This window comes from Vibrio sp. ZF 223, assembly GCF_003050585.1.
Lineage (GTDB): Bacteria > Pseudomonadota > Gammaproteobacteria > Enterobacterales > Vibrionaceae > Vibrio > Vibrio crassostreae.
Genome location: NZ_PIGB01000002.1, coordinates 412,921 through 435,305 on the forward strand (window position 1 = coordinate 412,921; position 22,385 = coordinate 435,305).

Consider the following 22,385-nt stretch of genomic DNA (forward strand, 5'->3'; position numbering starts at 1 on the left):
TCCTTCAATTCTATTGGCGTGTCTTCACACCAAGTCGTTTAGTCTTGTTTGAGCCTCGCTCAGGCAAAGCTCACAAATATGTTTTAGTTTCTGCGTTTAAAGCCAGACTAGTAATTACGAATCGCTGCAAAAGCACGTTGCAGTTTGTCTGCGTCTTTTTTACCAGGAGCGGATTCAACACCAGAGTTTAGGTCTAATCCTAAGCAGCCCAACTTAGCGGCTTGGTTAGCATTTTTTGGGTTTAGACCACCAGCCAACATGATTGCGCTTTGGTTGTTGATCAGGCTCCAATCGAACGCTTGGCCTGTACCACCCGTTTGCGAACCCACTTTAGTATCTAGCAGGTGACGAGTCACGTTGCTTTCCAGTAATTCTGGTAACGCGCTCTCAGCGCCCGAAGCCACACCGTAAGCTTTCCAAATCTCAATGCCTTCAGGCAGTGATTGTTTTAGCTCATCGACATACGCTTGAGACTCATCACCGTGCAGTTGTACAGCAAACAAACCGAGCTCAGAAACCGTGTTAGTCACATCTGCCACGCTGTGGTTTTGGAACACACCCACGTAGTTCAGCGGTGCACCGCTCATAGTCAAACGAGCCGCTTCGATATCCAAATGACGCTTAGACGCTTCAACGAAAATCAGACCACCGAATACCGCACCCGCTTGATACGCTTTGGCAGCATCGTCAGAGTGAGTTAAACCACACACCTTGTTTTCGCCCAGCGTTACTTTACGAACGGCAAGTTCAAGGTTCTTTTCAGCCATAAGAGAGCTGCCGATTAGGAAGCCATCTGCAAATATTGAAAGGTCACGCACTTGTTGGTGGGTGTAGATACCAGACTCTGAAATCACGATGGCGTTTGGAGCCAGCTCGCGAATCAGTGGAGCCAACTCTTTGGTACGGTTCAAATCCGTCGACAGGTCACGTAGGTTACGGTTGTTAATGCCGATCACCTTAGCGTTTAGAGCCACAGCGCGGTGAAGCTCTTCTTCATTGCTGACTTCAGTAAGCACACCCATGCTGAGTGAGTGAGCAACCTCAGCAAGTGCTTTGTACTCTTCATCATCTAATACCGATAGCATCAACAAGATAGCATCAGCTGAATAGTGACGAGCTAAGTAAACTTGGTAGGTATCAACCATGAAGTCTTTACACAGGATTGGTTGCTTAGCAATGCTGCGAACCTTAGGTAAAAACTCAAAGTCACCTTGGAAGTATTTCTCGTCGGTCAGAACTGAAATCGCATTAGCGTGGTTGTTGTAAACCGATGCAATGTAGTCCAGGTCAAACTCGTCACGGATCAAACCTTTTGACGGAGAGGCTTTCTTACATTCAGTAATGAAAACCGTCTGTTCGCCGCTCAGTGCATCATAAAAGCTGCGGTCTGTTGCGGTTAACGCTGCTTTAAACTCGTCCAATGGTTGAGTTTGCTTACGCGCTTCAACCCATTGGTATTTATCACGAACGATTTTTGCTAGTACTTCCGCCATTTCAGCTTCTTTGACTGAAACGTGGGTCGACAGTTTATCGGTAGTCTGTGTCATGTTCTTTGTCTCAACTCGTCGTTCGTTAGGCGTGCGCAGCAAGCTTTTGTACAAGCTCGTATGCTTTGCCAGAGTTCATCGCATCAATGGCTTGTTGCGCGTTGGCTTTTAGGTCTTCGTGACCAAATAGACGCATCAATAGAGCAACGTTCACCGCTACTGCGCCAACTTGGGCTTCAGTGCCTTTACCCGTCAGGATATCGGTTGTGATGGCTTTGTTCTCTTCTGGCTCGCCGCCCTTGATAGCTTCAAGAGGGTGAGTGTTCAAACCAAAGTCAGCTGGAGTCACTGTGTACTCGTGAATCTCGCCATCTTTAATTTCAACAACGATGGTCTCGCCATGAATCGCCACTTCATCTAGGCCGCTACCGTGAACAACCGCTGCACGCTTCATGCCCATTTGCAGCATGGTTTCAGCGATAGGGCGCACCAGCTCTTTACTGTAAACACCCATTAGCTCGATGTTAGGGCGAGCAGGGTTAATCAGTGGACCAAGGATGTTGAAGATAGTGCGTGTTTTCATTGTTTGACGAACAGGCATCGCGTGACGTACACCGACGTGATACTGCGGAGCAAATAGGAATGCTACGCCAAGTTCATCAACAGCCGTACGTGTGTCCTCTGCTGTCATCGCTAGGTTGATACCGAATGAATCCAGTAGGTCAGAAGAACCCGATTTGCTCGATACACTGCGGTTACCGTGTTTCGCGACTTTTAAGCCACACGCTGCGGCAACGAACGCAGAAGTCGTTGAGATATTAATGGTGTTGTGACCGTCGCCACCTGTACCTACGATGTCTGCGAAATCGTAATCAGGGCGAGGGAACGGGTTTGCATTCGCAAGCAGTGCTTTCGCCGCACCAGCGATCTCATCGGGCGTTTCGCCTTTGATTTTTAGTGCAGTCAGCGCAGAAGCCATCAAGATTGGGTCAAGTTCACCCTTGATGATCACATCAAACAATTGTTGGCTTTCTTCTTGAGTAAGAGACTGCTGTTCGTAAAGTTTATTAATCTGTTCCATGATCGTTTCCTATTTTCCAGTCTTTTCGAGACGAAGAGGTTTCTCAAGAGCCCATTCGATAGCGTTCGCAAGAAGCGTTGCACCGTAGGTCGTCATGATTGATTCAGGGTGGAATTGGAATCCACAAACCTTGTCTTGTTCTTGAACCACAGACATCACCAAGTCATCAACTTCAGCTGTCACGGTTAGGCTGTCAGATACATGCGTTGCTACCAAAGAGTGGTAGCGAGCGATAGCCAGTGGAGAAGGTAAGCCTTGGTAAGTCGCATGATTTTGGTGTTCCATCAGCGACACCTTACCATGAATGATTTCGCCAGCGCCTGCAACGGTGCCGCCGTAGGCTTCAACAATCGCTTGGTGGCCTAAGCAAATACCAATCATTGGTACTTTACCTTTTAGCAGCTGAATCAGCTCTGGCATGCAGCCCGCATCAGCTGGAGCGCCGGGGCCTGGTGAAAGCAGTGCAACCGGGTTGTCTAGTTCGTTGATCGCCGCTTCAACAACCTTTGCCGGAATGTTGTTACGGTAAATCTTTACGTTGTGACCTAATGAACGAAACTGGTCTACCAGGTTGTAAGTGAACGAGTCGAAGTTATCGATGAATACAATATCAGCCATGATTACGACTCCTTCTTGTTAGAAATGGTTTTAGTATGTGCAGCTTGAATCGCTGAGATGACTGCTTGTGCTTTGCCGCGAGTTTCATCGGCTTCTGCTTGTGGGTCTGAGTCGAACACCACACCAGCGCCAGCTTGTACTTGTGCCACGCCATCTTCAACGTAAGCAGAGCGAATTACGATACAAGTATCCAGAGTTCCTTCACCGGTTAGATAACCGACTGCACCGCCATAGCTACCACGACGTGTTTTTTCTACGTCACGAATAAGCTGCATTGCGCGGATTTTTGGTGCGCCCGTTAGTGTGCCCATGTTCATACAAGCTTGGTAAGCGTGCAGTGCGTCTAAGTCTTCACGTAGTTGACCAACCACACGAGAAACTAAGTGCATCACATGGCTGTAGCGATCAACCTTCAGCAAGTCTGCCACGTGGCGTGTGCCTGCTTCTGCAATACGTGCAACATCGTTACGCGCTAGGTCTACTAGCATCATGTGCTCGGCGTTTTCTTTCTTGTCGGTACGCAATTCAAGTTCGATACGGCTGTCTAGGTCGAAATCGATTTGGCCATTTGGGCGCTTACCACGACGGCGAGTACCAGCAATTGGGTAGATCTCGATTTGGTTGGTTTCGGTCTCGTACTTAAGCGCACTTTCTGGAGATGCACCAAACAGAGTAAATAGCTCGTCTTGCATGTAGAACATGTAAGGGCTTGGGTTACTTTGTTTCAGTTCTTTATAAGCTGCCAATGGAGCAGGGCAAGGTAGAGTAAAGCGGCGTGAAGGTACCACTTGGAACACATCGCCTTTAACTACGTATTCTTTTAAATCACGAACCGTTTGGCAGAAGTCTTCATCTGAAACGCTTGGTACCGCTTCAACATTGTCTAGCGGCGTTACTTCTGTGATGGCTTTTAGTGACTGACACTGAGTTTGAATATCGGCTAAGCGGTCAGTTAATTGCGCTTTGATGCTTTCATCTTGAGCGAACAAGCTCGCATGAAGTAGGCCTTCGTTCTCTTGGTGGTCGAAACGCAACAGTGTTTCCGCAACGTAGAATACAAAGTCAGGACAATTGTTGGTTGCTTCAGCATCACCGAGTGGTTCAAAGTTTGCCACGATGTCGTAAGCGAATAAGCCCGCCATGAATAACGCGTGTTTATTATCCGCGTCTTGCTCAAAGCTGTGCTGAACTAAACGCAGTGCGTCGAATGAAGAGGCTTCTCTTAAACGTGAGTCTTCATCTAATTCATTGCTTGGCTCGACAAAAGTCAGCGTCAAAACGTTATCAGTCAGGTCAGATTTAATTTCTGCTTTAACGTTTTGAGTAAGGTGTTCAATTAGCGCTTGACCGTTTTCAGTCAATGCTTGAAAGGTTACTTCATGTCCGCGACATACGATGCGAACAGCAGAGTCGATAAGGAGTAGGCTTGTCAGGTTCTGTTTAGATTCAATCTCAGCCGATTCCAACAGCAAACTGTCTGTTTTGTTTTCACACAGAGTATGGAAAACGCTGGTTGGATCTTGCGAGTAAGGAACTGATGAATTGATGACCTCAATGGTTCCCAGCTTTTTGATTTCAATGGCCTTGTTCACAAGACCTCCTTTATGATTCTTTAAATTTCCTGCCGTACATAGTCGCATAAAGATACCTTTCACCCAATCTAGAATATGGTCAATTCGATGATTTGTTAGTCAGTTGAATGTGAGATGTTCGACAAATTAAAAAGCCCGCTATGAAAGCGGGCTTAGTGATAACTTTTTTATAAACAAACTGTTTAACTAGAAGTACACGTTAGCCCACCAAGAACTTGTCCAAGTGCGCCACCAATTAAGCTCTGAACTTGCTTCTACTGAAGAAAGTTCTAAAACTTTATCTTTATGGTTTTGGTTAAATTCTTGTAACATGGTGAACCTATCAAATGTGATACTTCGTATTTGTGTACTAGTTAACTAGTTTTCCGCTTGCGGGTCAAGTGTGTTGACACAAATATAACGATAAAAATTGAAAACAATGAAAAAGAATATATGAGAATTGATCTACATAGTCATACAACAGCCTCAGATGGCCGACTTACTCCACCTGAGCTAATTGACCGAGCGCTTGGCTTTAACATCGAAGCGCTAGCGATTACAGATCATGATACGACTGATGGGCTTGCTGAAGCACGCAGCTATATTGCTGATAACAACCTTCCGATTCAGTTGATCAACGGCATTGAGATTTCGACTGTTTGGCAAAACAAAGATATCCATATTGTTGGGTTAAACGTTGATCCTGAGTCACCAGAACTCAAAGCGCTCATTGAACAACAGAAGCAACACCGTATTGGGCGTGCTGAGATGATCGCTCACCGTCTTGAGAAAGCGACTCGTGAAGGGGTGTTAGAAGAAGTTAAATTGATTGCTGGCGATGCACCAATCACTCGCGCTCACTTTGCTAAGTGGCTAGTCGACAATGGCTATGCGAAAACTATGCAGCAGGTGTTTAAAAAGTTTCTTACTCGTAATAACCCAGGTTATGTGCCGCCAACTTGGTGTTCAATGAGTGATGCTGTCACGGCTATTCATGCCGCTGGTGGTCAAGCTGTACTTGCTCACCCCGGGCGATATGGCCTTACAGCCAAGTGGGTTAAGCGCCTGCTAGCTGCATTTGTTGAAGCGAAAGGGGATGCGATGGAAGTCGCTCAACCTCAGCAAGCGCAACAAGAAAGACGCACACTCGCGGATTATGCTATACAATACAAACTATTAGCCTCCCAAGGCAGTGATTTCCATTACCCATCTCCGTGGATGGAACTTGGACGTAATCTCTGGCTACCTTCTGGGGTCGAAGAAGTATGGAAAGATTGGGAGTTTCAAACGGTTTCACCATCTGAATAGTCTTTAGGTGAACCAGCTCCTTCTGATGATAGAGTCGAGAGATTCGATAACGAGGATCAATAATGAGCCAGTTTTTTTATGTACACCCAGATAACCCACAAGCACGCTTAATTACTCAAGCGGTTGCGATTATTCGCAATGGCGGTGTTGTGGTTTATCCAACAGATTCCGGTTATGCGCTGGGCTGTCAGCTTGAAAACAAACAAGCACTTGAACGTATCTGTAAAATTCGTCGCATCGATGACAAGCATAATTTCACGTTGTTATGCCGTGATCTTTCTGAATTATCACTGTATGCACGCGTTGATAACGTGGCTTTCCGTCTGCTGAAAGCACACACGCCAGGTGCTTACACGTTTATCTTTAAAGCAACCAAAGAAGTGCCAAAGCGTTTGATGAACGCCAAGCGTAAAACGATTGGTATTCGTGTCCCAGACAACAAGATTGCACTCGACCTGTTGGAAGCGATGGGCGAACCACTGATGTCGACGTCTCTGATTCTTCCGGGTAACGAGACGACTGAGTCGGATCCAGAAGAAATTCGTGACAGCCTAGAGCATGCAGTTGACGTCATTTTGAATGGCGGTTACTTAGGTGAGCAACCGACGACGGTTATTGACTTCAGTGACGATGATGCCGTAGTTCTGCGTCGTGGTGCGGGCGATCCTGCGCCGTTTGAATAATCGCTTTACTGATTAACAGTCTGTAACGATACAGTAAACCTGCCACAGTAAATAACAAGTGCTTTTTGGCAGGTTATTTGCGATAATACGCGACCGCGATTTGGTCGCGAAAAATTCATTCGACGTCTGTGAAGACGACAATTAGGTAGAAAAGAGTAAATGAGCGAAAAATTACAGAAGGTTTTAGCGCGAGCTGGTCACGGTTCTCGTCGTGAACTAGAAGGTTTAATCAAATCTGGTCGTGTAAGTGTTAACGGTCAAGTTGCGAAACTGGGTGAGCGTCTTGAAGACGAGAACTCAGTGATCCGTATCGATGGCCATACTGTTTCAGGCAAGGCTTCTGAAGAAGTGGTTTGTCGTGTACTTGCTTACTACAAACCTGAAGGTGAGCTTTGTACTCGTCACGATCCTGAAGGCCGCCGCACTGTTTTCGATCGTCTACCTAAGATCCGTGGTTCTCGTTGGATTTCAGTTGGTCGTCTTGATGCAAACACATCGGGTCTTTTGCTTTTCACTACTGATGGTGAGCTTGCAAACCGTCTAATGCACCCAAGCCGTCAGGTTGAGCGTGAGTACCTAGTACGTGTATTCGGTGAAGTGACTGAGCAAAAAGTTAAAAACGTTACTCGTGGCGTACAACTAGAAGACGGCATGGCTCGTTTTGAAGATGTGGTTTACGCTGGTGGTGAAGGTATGAACCATACTTTCTACGTAGCGATTAACGAAGGTCGTAACCGTGAGGTTCGTCGTCTTTGGGAATCTCAAGAAACAACAGTAAGCCGCCTGAAACGTGTACGTTACGGTGATATCTACCTTGATAAGAAACTGCCTCGTGGTGGTTGGAAAGAGCTAGATCTTCAAGAAGTTAACTACTTGCGTGAACTTGTTGAGCTTAAGCCAGAGAAAGAGACTTTGTTGGATCTTGATCCTTCAAACACTTCTCGTAAGCGTGAGCGTTCTCGTAGCCAAAAAATTCGTCGTGCTGTTAAGCGTCACGAAGAGCGTGCTAACGCACCAAAAGGCCGCAGTAACCAAACTAAACGCAAGAAGCCTGCAACTCGCGGTACAACAACACCTGATTCAGGTCGTAGCGCTCCAGCTGCAAACAAAGGCAAACCTCAGGCTAACAAAAGTAAGCCTAAACTGAACAACGGTCGTCCGGCTAAACCAGCTAAGCCAAGAACACGTCAGTAATTACGTAAGTTCTTACGCGTAAGCTTCATTAGCTGAAAGCACTGAATACTAAAAAACCTGCTCATTGAGCAGGTTTTTTTACGTCTGAACAAATAGAAGATGCGAGATGCGAGATGCGAGTAATCGAGTATCGAAAACATGCTGCCATAAACGACAGTAAGCGAGCTTTTCGCATCTATAATCTGCTCGTATCTCGTATCTCGTATCTCGTATCTCGTATCTCTTCTACTTATGATTCGAGAAGTTATCGCCTTTCGCCAGTCGGTCGTAAAGCACAACATTCACTGATGCTGCTAGATTCATACAGCCATTAGTCGGAACATAGATAGTTTCACGACAGAAGTCTGTGATCTCTTTCTTTAGCGTGCCGTCTTCAGGGCCAAAAATGTAAAACGCGCGTGGTGGGTGCTTGTAATCAGGTAGCGGCTTAGCACCTTCAATCAGATCAACAGCTACAGGTACGCAGCCTACAGGAATAATGTCTTTCAGATCTTCAACACCAATTAGAGGCAACGCTAGGTGCTTCTCTTTGGTGTCGGTATGGAATTTTCGCGCGTGGTCGTAGCGTGTGCCCGTGTAAAACACAGAGTTGGCGCCATAGCAGCCAGCTGCTCGCATTACAGAGCCTACGTTTTCCGGCGTCTTTGGGTTAACTAGGCCAATGCAGGCATAGCCTTTCGATTGTGTGTCCGTTTTTGCTTTGGTCATAATCAGTGAATCTAACGTTGATGATGAAAGTAGGTAGTCATGATGAGAAACAGCGTGATAAAAATAGCCGAGCAATGGGCTCGGCTAACTTTTAACTCGCGTACATGAATACTTGTTTACTCATGCAGATGAGTGTCAATAGCGGTACTAGTCGCGCTTCCACAGCATGTGACAGAACTTATGCTCTGGATCACGGCTGATTAGCATGCGAGCAAATACGTCGTCTAGAACGTCATCAGCTTCATTCACAAGACCAATGCGCACTTCAGCGTAGATCTCTTTGTCGACTTCAAAGCCAACATGTTCAACCCAATCATCGCCAGTTTCAACAAGCTCTGCTGCGCCACGATCTTCAAACTGAGCTGTGAAAAGAATCACGTCTGCAGGTTCTAGGTTGTCAGGTGCCATCTCTAGGAAGATGTCGTATGCAGTGTCAATTGCGTCGTCATAAGACATTAGGTCGTTAGCTTCGGTCATAATAAGTATCTTAGCTTGCGCGGTTCATGTATTTACGTTCAGCAGTGTTTACTACTACTTTGTCGCCAGTCGCGATGTATTCAGGTACTTGAATAGTAAGACCTGTAGAAAGACGAGCAGGCTTAGTACGAGCAGACGCTGATGCACCTTTGATTGAAGGATCAGTCTCTTCGATAACTAGCTCAACAGATGTTGGAAGCTCAAGCGTTGCAGCGTTGCCATCGATAAGAATCGCGTACATGCCTTGAGTTTCTTCGTTGATGAACAGCAGTTCGTCTTCGATTGTTTCACCGTTGAAGATGAATTGTGTGTAATCTTCGTTGTCCATGAAGATATACTCGTTGCCATCAACGTAAGAGAACATTACTGCACGCTTAGTTACGTCAATAGTTTCAACAATTTCGTCAGCCTTGTGGCGAACTTCAGTTTTAACGCCAGTTGCTACATCGTTACCACGGAAGCGGTAAATCTTTTGGCCGCCACGGCCGCCTGGTGTTGTTACTTCGATATCTTTAACGATCACTGTTTTGCTTTCTACTGTGATAGCAAAACCTTTTTTAATTTCACTTGCTCTAGGCATTTTGTGTTTGTCCTTAGTGGGTCTATCCGCTGATTATATCTCGGAGATGCTATAAATAGGAATAGCTTGAATCATAAAGTCACCTAGGCGATCATAGAGTTACTGTTAAATCATGATTTTATTTACCGAAACGACCTATGCAGCTACCTGTTATTGACCCAACACAGCCTTTTCAACCTGAATTCCAACCTGTGGTTAACGATCTGATTACCTTCTTAAAAGGTGGATTAGGTTCTAATCTACACAGTGTCTATATTTATGGCAGTGTTGCTCGCAAGCAAGCCGTCGTCGGTCGCTCAAATCTTGATGTGGTTGTGGTGACACACCGCCCGTTTCCTGACCAGCGAACCACGCTGTTGAATACCATTAAATGGCGCTTCCAAAAAAGCTTCCCACAGGTGACTCAAGTGGCGATTAAAACCACCTTGGTGAGCGAGATAGTCGATTTCGACAACATCTTCACCTGGGGCTTTATGCTTAAGCATTTGGCCGTGTGTGTGCATGGTGAAGACTTGTCAGATTGCTATGGTGATTTTGAGACGAGTTGGGAAATTGCCAAGCATTGGAATATGGATGCGGAAAACTGGTTAGCGGTGTATCGCAACAAGATTGCCCGAGCTACAACGCCAGAACAACAAGTGGCCGCGCAAGTGATCATTGCCAAGAAGTTGCTAAGAGCAAGCTACTCTTTGGTGATGTATCGCGATAAGTATTGGTTCGATGATCCTGTAGAGTGTGGTCAACAGTTCTTGAAGTATCACCCAGATAGAGAAGTCGAAATTCAAAGGCTGGGCATTTTACTCTCAGGTAGACCGATCCCGAAACGTTCGGTGATCGGTATTCTTGATGGCTTTGGTGAGTGGTTAGTTAAGCAATATCAGAAAACCGAGTTTAGAATCGGATAGAGCTTCTTAATCTATCGATATAAAAAAGCAGAGCGAATTGAACATTCCTCTGCTTTTTTGTTTTGATGAAACCTCGACAATAATCTTAGAATAAACCTAATTGCTGTCCACTGACTCTCTCAAAATCTAACCCGATGAAGGGTAAGATAGCTTCAGCGACGGGTTTAATCTGTTTGTCGATGTAATGCTGATAATCAATACCACTCTTTAAATACTCTTTAGGCTCAGGGCCGCTCAGAGTAATCAAATATTCAATACGTCCTTTGTTTTGGTATTGAAGAGGGCGCCCTAACTGAGCATTGATTTCATCGGCCATACGAGCTGCACGAACCTGCGGCGGAATGTTCTTTTGGTATTCATGTAGCTTACGACGCAGACGCTTCTGGTAAACCAGTAAATCGTCATGTTTACCCGCTGAAGTCTCATCTACAAACTGTCTGACATAGTCGGTAGGGTCTTGGTCATGAAACACCATCTCATATAGGGTTTGTTGAAACTGCTGTGCTAGAGGTGTCCAATCGGTTCGAGCACTTTCAAGGCCTTTAAAGATGATCTTCTCTTTGTCGCCTTGAGTGATTAGGCCGGCATAACGTTTCTTTGAGCCGGTTTCTGAACCTCTAATGGTCGGCATTAGAAACTTGCGATAGTGAGTTTCGTATTCCAGTTCAAGTATTGAGGTTAAGTTGTGGGTCTCTTTTAAGTGATTCGTCCACCAATCGTTGATGTAAGCGACCAGTTCATTCCCTATCTCGTCTGCTTTTTGCTGGTCATAACTGCCGTTCAGAGACACGAAGGTTGAGTCGGTATCGCCGTAAATTACTTGATAGCCTTTGTCTTCGATCAGAACCTTAGTTTGCTTCATGATCTCATGTCCACGCATGGTAATCGAAGACGCTAACCGGGTGTCGAAGAAACGACAACCGGACGAACCTAACACACCATAGAATGAGTTCATGATGATCTTAATCGCCTGAGAGAACGCTTTCTCGTTGTTCTTCTTTGCCACGTCACGTGCAGCCCATAGGTTTTCGATCATCTCTGGCAGAAAGTGCATTGAACGGTGGAATTGACCACCTCTAAAGCCCTCGACCGCTTGGTTTTCGTCTGGGCCTAGTTCCAGCTTCAACCCTTCGATTAATCCCATAGGGTCAATCAGGAACGAGCGGATGATTGATGGGTATAGGCTCTTGAAGTCGAGCACCAAAACAGAGTCGTACAGGTTGGGAATTGAATCCATCACATAACCACCGGGGCTCGCAATCCAGTTCTCAGGCTCTAAGTTAGGTGCGACATAACCCGCTCTGTGTATCTGTGGTAGGTACAAATTAGTAAAAGCAGCAACAGAACCGCCAACACGATCAAGCTCGACACCAGTCAGTCGCGAACGCTCAATCGCAAAATCGAGTAGGTGGGTATGTTCGAAGATTCGGTTTACCAACACACAGTCTTGAAGGTTGTACTTAGCTAATGAAGGCTTATCGAACTTAAACATCCGGTTAATCTCATCCATGCGGTCATGAACGTTGTGGATGTCTTTACCTTCTCCTAGTAGCTCTTGCGATACCGACTCCAGTGACCAAGACCGGAAGTGGTAGGTTGCCGTTTTAAGCATATCGATACCATCCAAGACAACGCGCCCAGGGATAGTGATAAAACCCTGCTGATTCTGTGCAGAGCTACGGAAAAAGCTCGGTTGATTGTCTCTGCCGATATTTAGCTTCACTTCGTTCCATTCTGAACGTTTGTGCAGCAGCCTAAAGTCGAAGTCGATAACATTCCAACCAATGATGATGTCAGGGTCAAATTCAGAGAACCACATAATCATGGCTTCAAGAAGAGCTTTTTCGTTGGCAACCCACTGGATATTAGTGCCGGCTTCTTGAGGGGCGCCGACCATGATCACTCGGCTATCCATTGGGCTGTCTAGACCAATCGAATAAAGCACGCCTTTTTCTGAACATTCAATATCAAGCGAGACGACAGATAGATTAGGTAAGTAGTCGCCCGCTCGGCATTTCGCATTTGATACTTTGCGATGCTGGTTCTTTTGTACCGCGGTACCCGTGAACTCAATACTTCCTTTGATAAAGCGTTCCATTAAGAATCGATCGGCGAGTCGAATATCGCTTTCAAAGGTTTGGATGTCTTCGCTGTGAAAGGCTTGCGCTAAACCAAAGCTACTTCTCGACAGCGAGGTGTAACACGCGGCGAGAGGTGTTTGCTCGAATGTGGCTAGTTCTAGAGGCTTAAATTGGCAATCAATCGACTCTTTCGCTGCGATTGTCTGACATGCTTCTAAATCAGATTGAGCGACAAAAAATACAGGTTTTTCATTTGGAATGGTCAGCAGAGTAGGGCCTTGAGGGGTGCTTAACCACAAGTCGATTTGCGTGCGCCCTGAAAAATCTCTCGCTTGTCTTGTAAGTACAAAGCCTTGCTGAATATCCAATGTAGTAACCTATTGAAATTGGGAATCGAATACTACCACTTAGCGACCCTTAGCGCACAACAGGCAGCAAAAATACTAACTAAATTCTAGTTAACAGAGGCAAATAACGGGACTGTATAAGCAAATAAGTGAAATTGTCGCGAATGGTTATTCAATGGTATTGAAAATATCTTTATCTTGTGTAATTTTATTGGGTGTTGTTTTAACTGGTTGATTTTTAGAAAAAGCTTGTTGTTTTAGTTAGCTTATTTGTTAATAAGTACTTGCTAAAGTTCGTGTTTCAGCACATATTCAACAGAGCTTTTTTTTAGTAATTAAGTTAAGATGTACTCAATGCTGCGATCCACTGTTCCTTTGTTCAATTGTTTCAAACAGATGAAACGACACAGTGGTTGCAGAGCCAATTAATAGTGTGGAGATACAAGTTTGATAAATGTTTTCCTTGTAGATGATCACGAGCTGGTTCGCACAGGGATACGACGTATTATTGAAGACGTCCGTGGAATGAACGTAGCAGGGGAAGCTGAAAGCGGTGAAGATGCTGCAAAATGGTGTCGTACTAACAATACTGACGTTATTTTGATGGATATGAATATGCCTGGTATTGGTGGCTTAGAGGCAACCAAGAAAATCTTGCGTTTCAACCCTGATGTTAAAATCATCGTTTTAACTGTTCATACGGAAAATCCGTTTCCAACTAAAGTGATGCAAGCTGGAGCTGCTGGTTACCTTACTAAAGGGGCAGGTCCGGATGAAATGGTAAATGCAATTCGAGTGGTTAACAGTGGCCAACGATACATTTCACCAGAAATTGCGCAGCAGATGGCTTTGAGCCAATTCTCTCCTGCGTCTGAAAATCCATTCGCAGACTTATCTGAACGTGAACTTCAAATCATGATGATGATTACCAAAGGTCAGAAAGTGACGGATATTTCAGAACAACTCAATCTAAGTCCTAAAACAGTCAACAGTTACCGCTACCGTTTGTTCAGCAAGCTGGATATCAGTGGCGATGTAGAGCTGACGCATTTAGCGATTAGACATGGAATGTTAGACACTGAGACCCTTTAACACTGAGATCGTATAGTGACCAACTTGTTTGACTCAGTCTCATTCCTCAAGACAGTAACAGAGCAGCCCGGCGTTTATCGAATGTATAACGCCGAGGCTGTCGTTATCTACGTCGGTAAAGCTAAGAACCTCAAAAAACGCCTTTCTAGTTATTTTCGTAAAAAAGTCGACAGTGAAAAAACACGCGCTCTAGTCAGCAATATTGACAAGATCGATGTCACTGTAACGCACACGGAAACCGAAGCTCTTATTCTTGAGCATAACTACATCAAGCAGTACCTACCGAAATACAACGTACTTCTGCGAGATGATAAGTCGTATCCCTATATTTTTATTAGCGGTCACAAGCATCCTCGTTTGTCGATGCATCGTGGTGCTAAAAAGAAAAAAGGTGAATATTTTGGTCCTTATCCTGATTCCGGCGCTGTGCGTGAGACGCTGCACCTAATACAAAAAATCTTTCCTGCCCGCCAGTGTGAAGATACGGTTTATGCCAACAGAACACGTCCATGTTTGATGTATCAGATTGGCCGTTGTGCTGCGCCATGTGTCAGCTCGATTATCTCTGACGAAGAGTACAGCGAGCTTATCGACTATGTTCGTCTGTTCCTGCAAGGAAAGGATAAATTAGTCCTTGAGACGCTCATCGAAAAGATGGACACAGCAAGCCGAGAGCTTCGCTTTGAGCAAGCTGCCGCTTTCCGTGATCAAATCCAAGCGATTCGACGCGTGCAAGAACAACAGTATGTATCTGACGATTCAATGGAAGATATGGACGTGTTGGGCTTTGCTCAAGAGAATGGCGTAGCGTGTATTCATATCTTGATGATTCGCCAAGGCAAGGTTTTAGGCAGTAGAAGCCATTTCCCTAAAATTCCAAACAATACGGTGCGAGAAGAGGTCTTTTCGAGTTTTCTAAGCCAATACTATCTTGCGCATAATGAAGCGAGAACCATCCCAACTCGTCTGATTCTCAATGCCGATTTGATGGAAGATGTGACACCGATTCAAGAAGCTTTGTGTGAAGTTGCGGGTCGTAAGATCCACTTCAATACCAACCCTTCAGGGACTCGAGGTCGTTACCTTAAGTTGTCGAACACCAATGCATTGACGGCTATTACTACCAAGATTAATCACAAGATGACGATTAATCAGCGCTTCAAAGAGCTTCAAGAAGTGCTGTCGATGGATGCTATCAAGCGAATGGAATGTTTCGATATCAGTCATACCATGGGTGAAAGTACAATAGCTTCTTGTGTGGTATTTAATCAAGAAGGCCCGGTTAAACCGGAGTACCGTCGTTACAACATCACCGGCATTACCGGTGGTGATGACTACGCTGCGATGGCTCAGGCGCTTGAGAGGCGTTATTCGAAGCAACTCGATGTCGACAAGATCCCAGACATTATCTTTATCGATGGTGGCAAAGGTCAACTAAACCGCGCTCATGAGATCATTTCTCAATATTGGGGGGATTGGCCGTTTAGACCAAGAATGATGGGTATTGCGAAAGGCGTGACTCGTAAACCTGGTTTAGAGACTCTAGTGACCCTAGAAGGGGAAGAGTTCAATTTACCCAGTGATGCGCCAGCACTACACCTTATCCAGCACATCCGTGATGAAAGCCATAATCATGCGATTGCAGGGCATAGAGCTAAACGTGGCAAAACACGTAGAACCAGTGCTTTGGAAGGAATTGAAGGGGTAGGGCCTAAACGTCGTCAAGCGTTGCTGAAATATATGGGTGGCTTACAAGAACTTAAGCGTGCAACTGTCGAAGAAATAGCCAAAGTGCCGGGCATTAGTCATTCTTTGGCAGAAAACATTTATCAAGCATTGAAACAATAGTAAAAATCCCGCACCATTAAAGCGCAATTAATAAGAGCCCAATAATATGCGTTTGAATATACCTAACATTTTGTCCTTACTGAGACTATTTTTGATCCCAGTATTCGTTGTCGTTTTTTATCTACCTTATCAATGGGCTCCTTTTGCTGCTGCGATGGTGTTTTGGGTGGCAGGCTTTACTGATTGGCTAGATGGTATGCTGGCTCGCAAGTTAGGGCAAACGTCTCGTTTTGGCGCATTCATTGACCCAGTGGCTGACAAAGTGTTGGTTGCTACGGCACTTATCCTGATTACTGAGCATTACCACTCAATCTGGGTGACGATTCCAGCGGTGACCATGATTGCTCGTGAGATCATCATTTCAGCACTTCGTGAATGGATGGCTGAAATCGGTAAACGTGCAAGTGTTGCGGTATCTTGGGTTGGTAAAGTCAAAACCGTTTCTCAGATGTTCGCCCTTTGGGTGCTTATCTGGCGCTATGACGACTGGATGGTTTGGGTAGGATACATTGCACTCTATGTCGCAACCGTTCTTACTTACTGGTCAATGGCGCAATACTTGATGGCCGCTAAAGACGATTTGTTAGACGAAAAACATCATTGATGAAGAAGCGAGCTGAGGCTCGCTTTTTTGATCTTTAACCTAAGGTTAAGCCACCAATAGCGGATATCTAATGTGATATAGATCTCCTTTGAATAACCCGCTCACAGTGTGTTTTGAACATAAAGTCAGCTATTTGGCCTGTTTCGTATGAAATCTATTCAAACGAATTAAAAATACAAAAATAATATTGACTCAATCGTCTGAATCCGTAGAATGCATCCCGTACCCAAGAGGATGGCAATAAGCGATTCGCTTGGAGTTACTAAGGCGCCTTGGCAGAGTGGCTATGCAGCGGATTGCAAATCCGTGGACCTCGGTTCGACTCCGGGAGGCGCCTCCATTCTCTCTTTCTTCTAGAAAGAATATGAATGAAAATGCGATACTAGCTCAGTTGGTAGAGCGCAACCTTGCCAAGGTTGAGGTCATCGGTTCGAACCCGATGTATCGCTCCAAATTTTGTAATGTTGATTGGCGTCAGCATTAAGATGGTGTTTTACTTTTCAGTAATCGGCATCGCAATAAAGAATTGCGTGCCCTGGTGGTGGAATTGGTAGACACAAGGGATTTAAAATCCCTCGGCGTTCGCGCTGTGCCGGTTCAAGTCCGGCCCGGGGCACCATCTATTAAAGTCTTTATCTTGATAAAGCAAATGCGATACTAGCTCAGTTGGTAGAGCGCAACCTTGCCAAGGTTGAGGTCATCGGTTCGAACCCGATGTATCGCTCCAAATTAAAAGCCCGAACAGAAATGTTCGGGCTTTTTGGTTTCTGGCGTTCAGCGTTTCCATATCTGTACTTTTGTTGTTTGAATCCACACTCAAAATTCACTTCTATTTTTATTTCAAAATTTCGCAATTAAGTTCGTTTAGAACAGTTAGTTTTTAAAAGCGAGATCCCCTATGAACTCGTTCCTCGTACCAGGGAATGATGTAAAGGCGGCACAGCTTCAAGCCATCACTAACACCGCCTATATACCTGTGTCGTCATCCTCGGGCATGAGGAACGAATGAACCGGAGATCTCTTTCTTAAACGATATTGCTGACAATATTTTCAGCAATTGCTTAGCCACCACTGCTATTTATCAGGCTATTATTAAAAACTATTGATCGTTCATTTCACTTTATGTTACTTTCCTGCGCAATCTCGGAATGAACAATGTTCAAGAAGAGCAACGATTGCTTCTGGGGGATACGCGTAGTGACCATTCTTGCTGATTGGGACATTACGTAGGGTAGGTATTGGCTAATCCTTTAGCTGATAGACGGGATACTTATGGCGCAGTTCGCCATGTTAATGGGAAACCCAACATTGAACACACTAATTACAACATTGCTAATCAGCTCTGCATTTCCAAAGGGATCAGCTCCTCATAGCTGCCCGATCCTGCAAAAATGTCCAATTCTTCAAAACAGTAGCATTACTGAACCTTGAGCTCACGCTAACAATTTATCGCTGTCTTAAGACGGCTTAATTTCGTATTCGTCATTTGACTTATGCGAGCGTACAGCTATATCTCATTTCTAGACAATACGCGTGCTTCACTATGAACTCTCTCCAAATTTAACGAGAGTTGGTGGGTAATTGCGTCTGATGGAGGTGAGTATGAACACATTCAAGGGGACTTTTATGACTACCGCCTTTGAAGTCGATATCAATACTATCGCAAATTCATTTTCAACTATGGTTCCTATCTTAGAGGGAACGTACGACCTAACACCTGACGCTATTTTGCTAGAGCAAGAACAGCATGAGTCGGATGTTCGCTCTTACCCAAGACGCCTGCCGATTGCTATTAAACGAGCATGTGGCGCTTTAGTTGAAGATACTCGTGGCCAACTGTTTCTCGATTGCTTAGCCGGTGCAGGTACACTTTCTTTGGGTTACAACCACCCTGAGATTAACCAAGCACTTAAAGACCAGCTCGATTCTGGTTTGCCATACCAAACACTTGATATCACGACTCAAGCAAAAGAGACGTTTATCAAGCGAGTTAAAGCTTTTCTCCCTCAAGACTTTTCAAATAACTCAGTTCTTCAATTCTGTGGCCCATCTGGTGCTGATGCTGTGGAAGCGGCGATCAAGCTCGCTAAGCAAACCACAGGTCGTAACACCATGTTTGCGTTCCGTGGTGCTTACCATGGCATGACTAACGGCACCATGGGTATGATGGGTAACCTAGGTACTAAAGAACGTCGTAGCGGTTTGATGTCTGACGTACATTTCATGCCTTTCCCATACAACCTTCGTTGCCCGTTTGGCATTGGTGGTGAAGCGGGGGCTAACGCGAGCATTCGTTATATCGAACGTATGTTGAACGACGACGAGTCTGGCATCATGAAGCCGGCTGCGATGATCGTTGAGCCTGTGCAAGGAGAGGGCGGTGTGATTCCGGCTCCGGCGTCTTGGCTACAAGGTTTACGACGCATCTGTAATGAACACGGAATCCTACTGATTTTTGATGAAATCCAGTGTGGTGTCGGCAAAACAGGTCATCGATTCGCGTTTGAAGAGTCAGGCGTTAACCCTGATATCTTATGTTTGTCTAAAGCGATTGGTGGCGGACTGCCTATGTCGCTGCTTGTATTCGATAAGAGCATTGATACATGGAAAGCGGGTGAGCACACTGGTACTTTCCGTGGTAACCAATTGGCAATGGTGTCTGGCGCTAAGGCGTTGGAAATCATCGAACGTGATGGGTTGGTTGAGCACGCGAACATCGCAGGCCAATACTTACGTCATGGGCTTGAGAAGATTCAATCTCGCGTTAACTGTATTGCTGAAGTTCGTGGTAAAGGTCTAATGCTTGGCGCTGAGATCAAGCAACCAAGCGGCGAACTTAACAAATTTGGTGAACCGAAATCAGACGGTGAACTCACCCTAGCGATTCAACGCGCAGCACTAGAGCGTGGTTTGATGGTCGAGAAGGGCGGTCGTGATGGTTCTGTGATTCGCTTCCTACCACCGATGATTATCTCTTTTGAGCAGATTGACTTTGCATTGCGCGTCATGGAAGAAGCGATCATCGCAGCAGGTGGTGGTTTACAAAAAGACCCAGCTTCAAGCGAACAAGCAAACCAAGAATGGAACAAGCATTTCATCCAGACAGGTTTAGGCGGTAGCGACGAATTCGCTAACGTGATGAACCAAACCACTCAAGCGATGAAAGCGGTTTTTGAGCAAGTTGAAACGCCATACTCAGGTCTAGAACCTAAAGTACTAGAGGCCGCTATCAAAGCTGTCGACCTCGATAACAATCAACACGCTTTGGTTGATGTTGTAGATAGCACTGCAGACCTTGTTGCTGCAAACTCCATCTTCGTGCAACACCCAGACTGCATTGCACATCTCCACACTCCTCCTCTTATGGCTTCGGTAGCGGCGGAATCAATCATCGCGGCGTTGAATCAATCAATGGATTCATGGGACCAAGCGTCTGCTGCGACTTATGTTGAGCAGCGAGTGGTTGATTGGATGTGTGACAAGTACCAACTTGGCGACCAAGCGGACGGTGTTTTCACTAGTGGCGGCACGCAAAGTAACCTAATGGGATTATTGCTAGCAAGAGACTGGATTGCTGATAAACACGATGGTCACTCAATCCAAAAGCTGGGTTTACCAGATTACGCGAGCAAGCTTCGTATCTTGTGCTCAAAAAAATCTCATTTCACGGTTCAAAAGTCCGCTTCACTACTTGGTTTAGGCGAGAGCGCGGTGTGCTGCGTTGAAACATACGCAAACGGAACCATCAAACCGGATTTATTAGACGCAGAAATCAAAGCACTTAAAGCTCAAGGCCTGATTCCTTTTGCTGTAGTCGGTACAGCAGGTACAACCGATCACGGTGCTATCGACGACCTTGATGCGATTGCAGACATCGCAAGCCAACAAGGTCTTTGGTTCCATGTCGACAGTGCTTACGGTGGCGCGCTTATCTTAAGCAGCCATAAAGCTCGTTTACAAGGCATCGAGAAAGCGGACTCTGTAAGTGTCGATTTCCATAAGCTTTTTTATCAAACAATCAGCTGTGGTGCGGTGTTGTTGAAAGACAAAGCGAACTTTAAGTACCTTCTGCATCACGCAGATTACCTAAACCGCGAACACGATGAGCTGCCGAACTTAGTCGATAAGTCTATCGCGACTACTAAGCGTTTTGATGCATTGAAAGTCTTCATGACTATGCAAAGTGTTGGTCCAAAGCAGTTGGGCGATATGTACGACCATCTTCTTGAGCAAACGCTAGAAGTGGCAGACCTGATTCAAAACCAAGCTGACTTAGAGCTACTCGCGGAGCCTTCACTATCAACAGTGTTGTTCCGATCTAAGCCGTCAGCAAACGGCGAGCTAGATTTAGACAAACTGAATCAAACGCTAAGACTGGAAGCGCTGACTCGTGGCGTTGCAGTATTGGGTGAAACGATCGTGGATGGTAAGAGTGCGCTTAAATTCACTATCTTGAATCCGTGCCTAAAGACATCAGATTTCAAATCTCTAATTAACAAAATTCAAACTCTAGCCACTGAGCTAGCAGAACAACAAGGGTAATTAATACTATGGCTATTCTACAAATTGGTGCAGGCGGTGTTGGTTGGGTTGTTGCACACAAAGCAGCACAAAATAACGAAGTACTGGGTGATATCACAATCGCTTCTCGCACAATCGCGAAGTGTGAAAAAATCATCGAATCGATTAAAGGTAAAAACAACCTTAAAGATTCAACTAAAAAACTAGAAGCTCGCGCAGTAAACGCTGACGATGTTGATGCACTTGTTACTCTGATTAACGAAGTGAAACCAGACCTAGTAATCAACGCTGGTCCTCCTTGGGTAAACATGGCGATCATGGAAGCGTGTTACCAAGCAAAAGTATCTTACCTAGATACATCGGTAGCGGTTGACCTATGTTCTGAAGGCCAACAAGTACCACAAGCTTACGATTGGCAGTGGGGTTACCGTGAGAAGTTTGCTGAAGCAGGCATCACAGGTATTCTTGGTGCGGGTTTCGATCCAGGTGTGGTTTCAGTATTTGCAGCGCACGCGGTTAAGCACTTGTTCGATGAAATCGATACGATCGACGTAATGGACGTAAACGCAGGCGATCATGGTAAGAAGTTTGCGACAAACTTTGACCCAGAAACGAACATGCTTGAGATCCAAGGTGATTCTTTCTACTGGGAAAATGAAGAGTGGAAACAAGTACCTTGCCACTCTCGTATGCTTGAGTTTGATTTCCCTAACTGTGGTTCTCACAAAGTTTACTCAATGGCGCACGATGAAGTTCGTTCAATGAAGGAATTCATCCCAGCTAAGCGTATCGAATTCTGGATGGGCTTTGGTGATGCTTACCTGAACTACTTCAACTGCATGCGTGATATCGGTCTTCTGAGCCCAGATCCGCTAACACTGCACGATGGCACTGTTGTTCAACCTCTACATGTTCTTAAAGCTCTATTGCCAGACCCAACGTCTTTGGCTCCGGGTTACACAGGTTTAACGTGTATCGGTACTTGGGTTCAAGGTAAGAAAGATGGCAAAGAGCGCAGCGTATTCATCTACAATAACGCAGACCACGAAGTGGCTTACGAAGACGTAGAACACCAAGCGATCTCTTACACAACCGGTGTTCCAGCAATTACTGCTGCACTTCAGTTCTTCCGTGGTGAATGGGCTGATAAAGGCGTGTTCAACATGGAACAGCTAAACCCAGACCCGTTCCTAGCAACCATGCCTGAAATCGGTCTAGACTGGCACGTTCAAGAGCTAGAACCTGGGCAAGGTCTACCTCTAATCCATACTTTGAAGTAA

18 protein-coding genes, 4 tRNA genes and 1 other annotated feature are annotated in these 22,385 nt (G+C 45.4%); of the genes, 13 read left to right on the plus strand and 9 right to left on the minus strand.

What is annotated here, in order from left to right; genetic code table 11:
- Window positions 1-107 precede the first annotated feature (107 nt).
- The 5 genes from trpCF to CWO13_RS06530 form a co-directional block, all read right to left on the minus strand.
- On the minus strand, window positions 108-1,547 hold the full coding sequence (trpCF, locus tag CWO13_RS06510) for a bifunctional indole-3-glycerol-phosphate synthase TrpC/phosphoribosylanthranilate isomerase TrpF (protein WP_108082658.1): 1,440 nt from the start codon (window positions 1,545-1,547) through the stop codon (window positions 108-110).
- Window positions 1,548-1,572: 25 nt separating this feature from the next.
- Window positions 1,573-2,568: an anthranilate phosphoribosyltransferase gene (gene trpD, locus CWO13_RS06515; RefSeq protein WP_102480540.1), complete on the minus strand. Its 996-nt coding sequence runs from the start codon at window positions 2,566-2,568 to the stop codon at window positions 1,573-1,575.
- 9 nt (window positions 2,569-2,577) lie between these two features.
- Window positions 2,578-3,186, minus strand: a complete 609-nt coding sequence (locus CWO13_RS06520) for an aminodeoxychorismate/anthranilate synthase component II (protein ID WP_048659603.1) — start codon at window positions 3,184-3,186, stop codon at window positions 2,578-2,580.
- Between the two features lie 2 nt (window positions 3,187-3,188).
- A complete protein-coding gene (locus CWO13_RS06525; RefSeq protein WP_108082659.1) occupies window positions 3,189-4,778 on the minus strand; it encodes an anthranilate synthase component 1 in 1,590 nt (529 codons plus the stop codon).
- 125 nt (window positions 4,779-4,903) lie between these two features.
- Window positions 4,904-5,018 (minus strand) — a sequence feature (Trp leader region).
- A complete protein-coding gene (locus tag CWO13_RS06530; RefSeq protein ID WP_009848753.1) occupies window positions 4,965-5,090 on the minus strand; it encodes a trp operon leader peptide in 126 nt (41 codons plus the stop codon). It overlaps the preceding feature by 54 nt.
- 120 nt (window positions 5,091-5,210) lie before the next feature.
- On the opposite strand from CWO13_RS06530, the gene rnm reads away from it, so the two are divergent.
- The 3 genes from rnm to rluB all read left to right on the plus strand — a co-directional run bounded on the left by rnm (window position 5,211) and on the right by rluB (window position 7,942).
- Window positions 5,211-6,065 carry an RNase RNM gene (gene rnm, locus CWO13_RS06535; RefSeq protein WP_017061496.1) on the plus strand — a complete coding sequence of 285 codons (855 nt, stop codon included), beginning with the start codon at window positions 5,211-5,213 and terminating at the stop codon, window positions 6,063-6,065.
- Between the two features lie 62 nt (window positions 6,066-6,127).
- Window positions 6,128-6,748 (plus strand): L-threonylcarbamoyladenylate synthase, encoded by a 621-nt coding sequence (locus CWO13_RS06540; RefSeq protein ID WP_009848751.1) that lies wholly within the window; start codon window positions 6,128-6,130, stop codon window positions 6,746-6,748.
- A 159-nt stretch (window positions 6,749-6,907) separates the two neighbouring features.
- Window positions 6,908-7,942, plus strand: coding sequence for a 23S rRNA pseudouridine(2605) synthase RluB (gene rluB / locus CWO13_RS06545; protein WP_017055112.1), 1,035 nt, complete (start codon window positions 6,908-6,910; stop codon window positions 7,940-7,942).
- A 225-nt stretch (window positions 7,943-8,167) separates the two neighbouring features.
- On the opposite strand, the gene CWO13_RS06550 is transcribed toward rluB, so the two are convergent.
- The 3 genes from CWO13_RS06550 to efpL all read right to left on the minus strand — a co-directional run bounded on the left by CWO13_RS06550 (window position 8,168) and on the right by efpL (window position 9,707).
- A complete protein-coding gene (locus CWO13_RS06550; protein ID WP_017629620.1) occupies window positions 8,168-8,650 on the minus strand; it encodes an RNA methyltransferase in 483 nt (160 codons plus the stop codon).
- 147 nt (window positions 8,651-8,797) lie between these two features.
- Window positions 8,798-9,127 carry an HI1450 family dsDNA-mimic protein gene (locus tag CWO13_RS06555; RefSeq protein ID WP_004741258.1) on the minus strand — a complete coding sequence of 110 codons (330 nt, stop codon included), beginning with the start codon at window positions 9,125-9,127 and terminating at the stop codon, window positions 8,798-8,800.
- A 10-nt stretch (window positions 9,128-9,137) separates the two neighbouring features.
- A complete protein-coding gene (gene efpL, locus CWO13_RS06560) occupies window positions 9,138-9,707 on the minus strand; it encodes an elongation factor P-like protein EfpL (protein ID WP_017055115.1) in 570 nt (189 codons plus the stop codon).
- 137 nt (window positions 9,708-9,844) lie between these two features.
- Here efpL and CWO13_RS06565 point away from each other — a divergent pair, with 137 nt between their 5' ends.
- Window positions 9,845-10,612 (plus strand): nucleotidyltransferase, encoded by a 768-nt coding sequence (locus CWO13_RS06565; protein WP_048659598.1) that lies wholly within the window; start codon window positions 9,845-9,847, stop codon window positions 10,610-10,612.
- Window positions 10,613-10,697: 85 nt separating this feature from the next.
- On the opposite strand, the gene CWO13_RS06570 is transcribed toward CWO13_RS06565, so the two are convergent.
- The gene (locus CWO13_RS06570; RefSeq protein WP_102432893.1) at window positions 10,698-13,061 is read right to left on the minus strand and encodes a DNA polymerase II; all 2,364 of its coding nucleotides are present in this window, start codon (window positions 13,059-13,061) and stop codon (window positions 10,698-10,700) included.
- A 426-nt stretch (window positions 13,062-13,487) separates the two neighbouring features.
- On the opposite strand from CWO13_RS06570, the gene uvrY reads away from it, so the two are divergent.
- The 9 genes from uvrY (at window position 13,488) to CWO13_RS06615 (ending at window position 22,385) form a co-directional block, all read left to right on the plus strand.
- The gene (gene uvrY / locus CWO13_RS06575; RefSeq protein WP_004729778.1) at window positions 13,488-14,132 is read left to right on the plus strand and encodes a UvrY/SirA/GacA family response regulator transcription factor; all 645 of its coding nucleotides are present in this window, start codon (window positions 13,488-13,490) and stop codon (window positions 14,130-14,132) included.
- A gap of 15 nt (window positions 14,133-14,147) precedes the next feature.
- Complete coding sequence (gene uvrC / locus CWO13_RS06580; protein WP_102432892.1) at window positions 14,148-15,980, plus strand: excinuclease ABC subunit UvrC; 1,833 nt, start codon at window positions 14,148-14,150, stop codon at window positions 15,978-15,980.
- 46 nt (window positions 15,981-16,026) lie between these two features.
- The gene (pgsA, locus tag CWO13_RS06585) at window positions 16,027-16,584 is read left to right on the plus strand and encodes a CDP-diacylglycerol--glycerol-3-phosphate 3-phosphatidyltransferase (RefSeq protein ID WP_048659595.1); all 558 of its coding nucleotides are present in this window, start codon (window positions 16,027-16,029) and stop codon (window positions 16,582-16,584) included.
- A gap of 266 nt (window positions 16,585-16,850) precedes the next feature.
- A tRNA-Cys gene (locus tag CWO13_RS06590) sits at window positions 16,851-16,924 on the plus strand.
- 36 nt (window positions 16,925-16,960) lie between these two features.
- Window positions 16,961-17,036 (plus strand) — tRNA-Gly (locus CWO13_RS06595).
- A gap of 80 nt (window positions 17,037-17,116) precedes the next feature.
- Window positions 17,117-17,203, plus strand: a tRNA-Leu gene (locus CWO13_RS06600).
- A 32-nt stretch (window positions 17,204-17,235) separates the two neighbouring features.
- Window positions 17,236-17,311, plus strand: a tRNA-Gly gene (locus CWO13_RS06605).
- Between the two features lie 875 nt (window positions 17,312-18,186).
- Window positions 18,187-21,126 carry a pyridoxal phosphate-dependent class III aminotransferase gene (locus tag CWO13_RS06610; RefSeq protein ID WP_181359909.1) on the plus strand — a complete coding sequence of 980 codons (2,940 nt, stop codon included), beginning with the start codon at window positions 18,187-18,189 and terminating at the stop codon, window positions 21,124-21,126.
- 8 nt (window positions 21,127-21,134) lie between these two features.
- A complete protein-coding gene (locus tag CWO13_RS06615; protein ID WP_019820628.1) occupies window positions 21,135-22,385 on the plus strand; it encodes a carboxynorspermidine synthase in 1,251 nt (416 codons plus the stop codon).

What these genes read in the sequence shown, in the direction of transcription:
- CWO13_RS06530 (WP_009848753.1), bottom strand. Translation starts at nt 5,090, where the DNA reads ATGTTACAAGAATTTAACCAAAACCATAAAGATAAAGTTTTAGAACTT.
- CWO13_RS06565 (WP_048659598.1), top strand. Translation starts at nt 9,845, where the DNA reads ATGCAGCTACCTGTTATTGACCCAACACAGCCTTTTCAACCTGAATTC.
- rnm (WP_017061496.1), top strand. Translation starts at nt 5,211, where the DNA reads ATGAGAATTGATCTACATAGTCATACAACAGCCTCAGATGGCCGACTT.
- rluB (WP_017055112.1), top strand. Translation starts at nt 6,908, where the DNA reads ATGAGCGAAAAATTACAGAAGGTTTTAGCGCGAGCTGGTCACGGTTCT.
- CWO13_RS06520 (WP_048659603.1), bottom strand. Translation starts at nt 3,186, where the DNA reads ATGGCTGATATTGTATTCATCGATAACTTCGACTCGTTCACTTACAAC.
- CWO13_RS06610 (WP_181359909.1), top strand. Translation starts at nt 18,187, where the DNA reads ATGAACACATTCAAGGGGACTTTTATGACTACCGCCTTTGAAGTCGAT.
- efpL (WP_017055115.1), bottom strand. Translation starts at nt 9,707, where the DNA reads ATGCCTAGAGCAAGTGAAATTAAAAAAGGTTTTGCTATCACAGTAGAA.
- pgsA (WP_048659595.1), top strand. Translation starts at nt 16,027, where the DNA reads ATGCGTTTGAATATACCTAACATTTTGTCCTTACTGAGACTATTTTTG.
- CWO13_RS06615 (WP_019820628.1), top strand. Translation starts at nt 21,135, where the DNA reads ATGGCTATTCTACAAATTGGTGCAGGCGGTGTTGGTTGGGTTGTTGCA.
- CWO13_RS06540 (WP_009848751.1), top strand. Translation starts at nt 6,128, where the DNA reads ATGAGCCAGTTTTTTTATGTACACCCAGATAACCCACAAGCACGCTTA.
- trpCF (WP_108082658.1), bottom strand. Translation starts at nt 1,547, where the DNA reads ATGACACAGACTACCGATAAACTGTCGACCCACGTTTCAGTCAAAGAA.
- trpD (WP_102480540.1), bottom strand. Translation starts at nt 2,568, where the DNA reads ATGGAACAGATTAATAAACTTTACGAACAGCAGTCTCTTACTCAAGAA.
- CWO13_RS06555 (WP_004741258.1), bottom strand. Translation starts at nt 9,127, where the DNA reads ATGACCGAAGCTAACGACCTAATGTCTTATGACGACGCAATTGACACT.
- CWO13_RS06550 (WP_017629620.1), bottom strand. Translation starts at nt 8,650, where the DNA reads ATGACCAAAGCAAAAACGGACACACAATCGAAAGGCTATGCCTGCATT.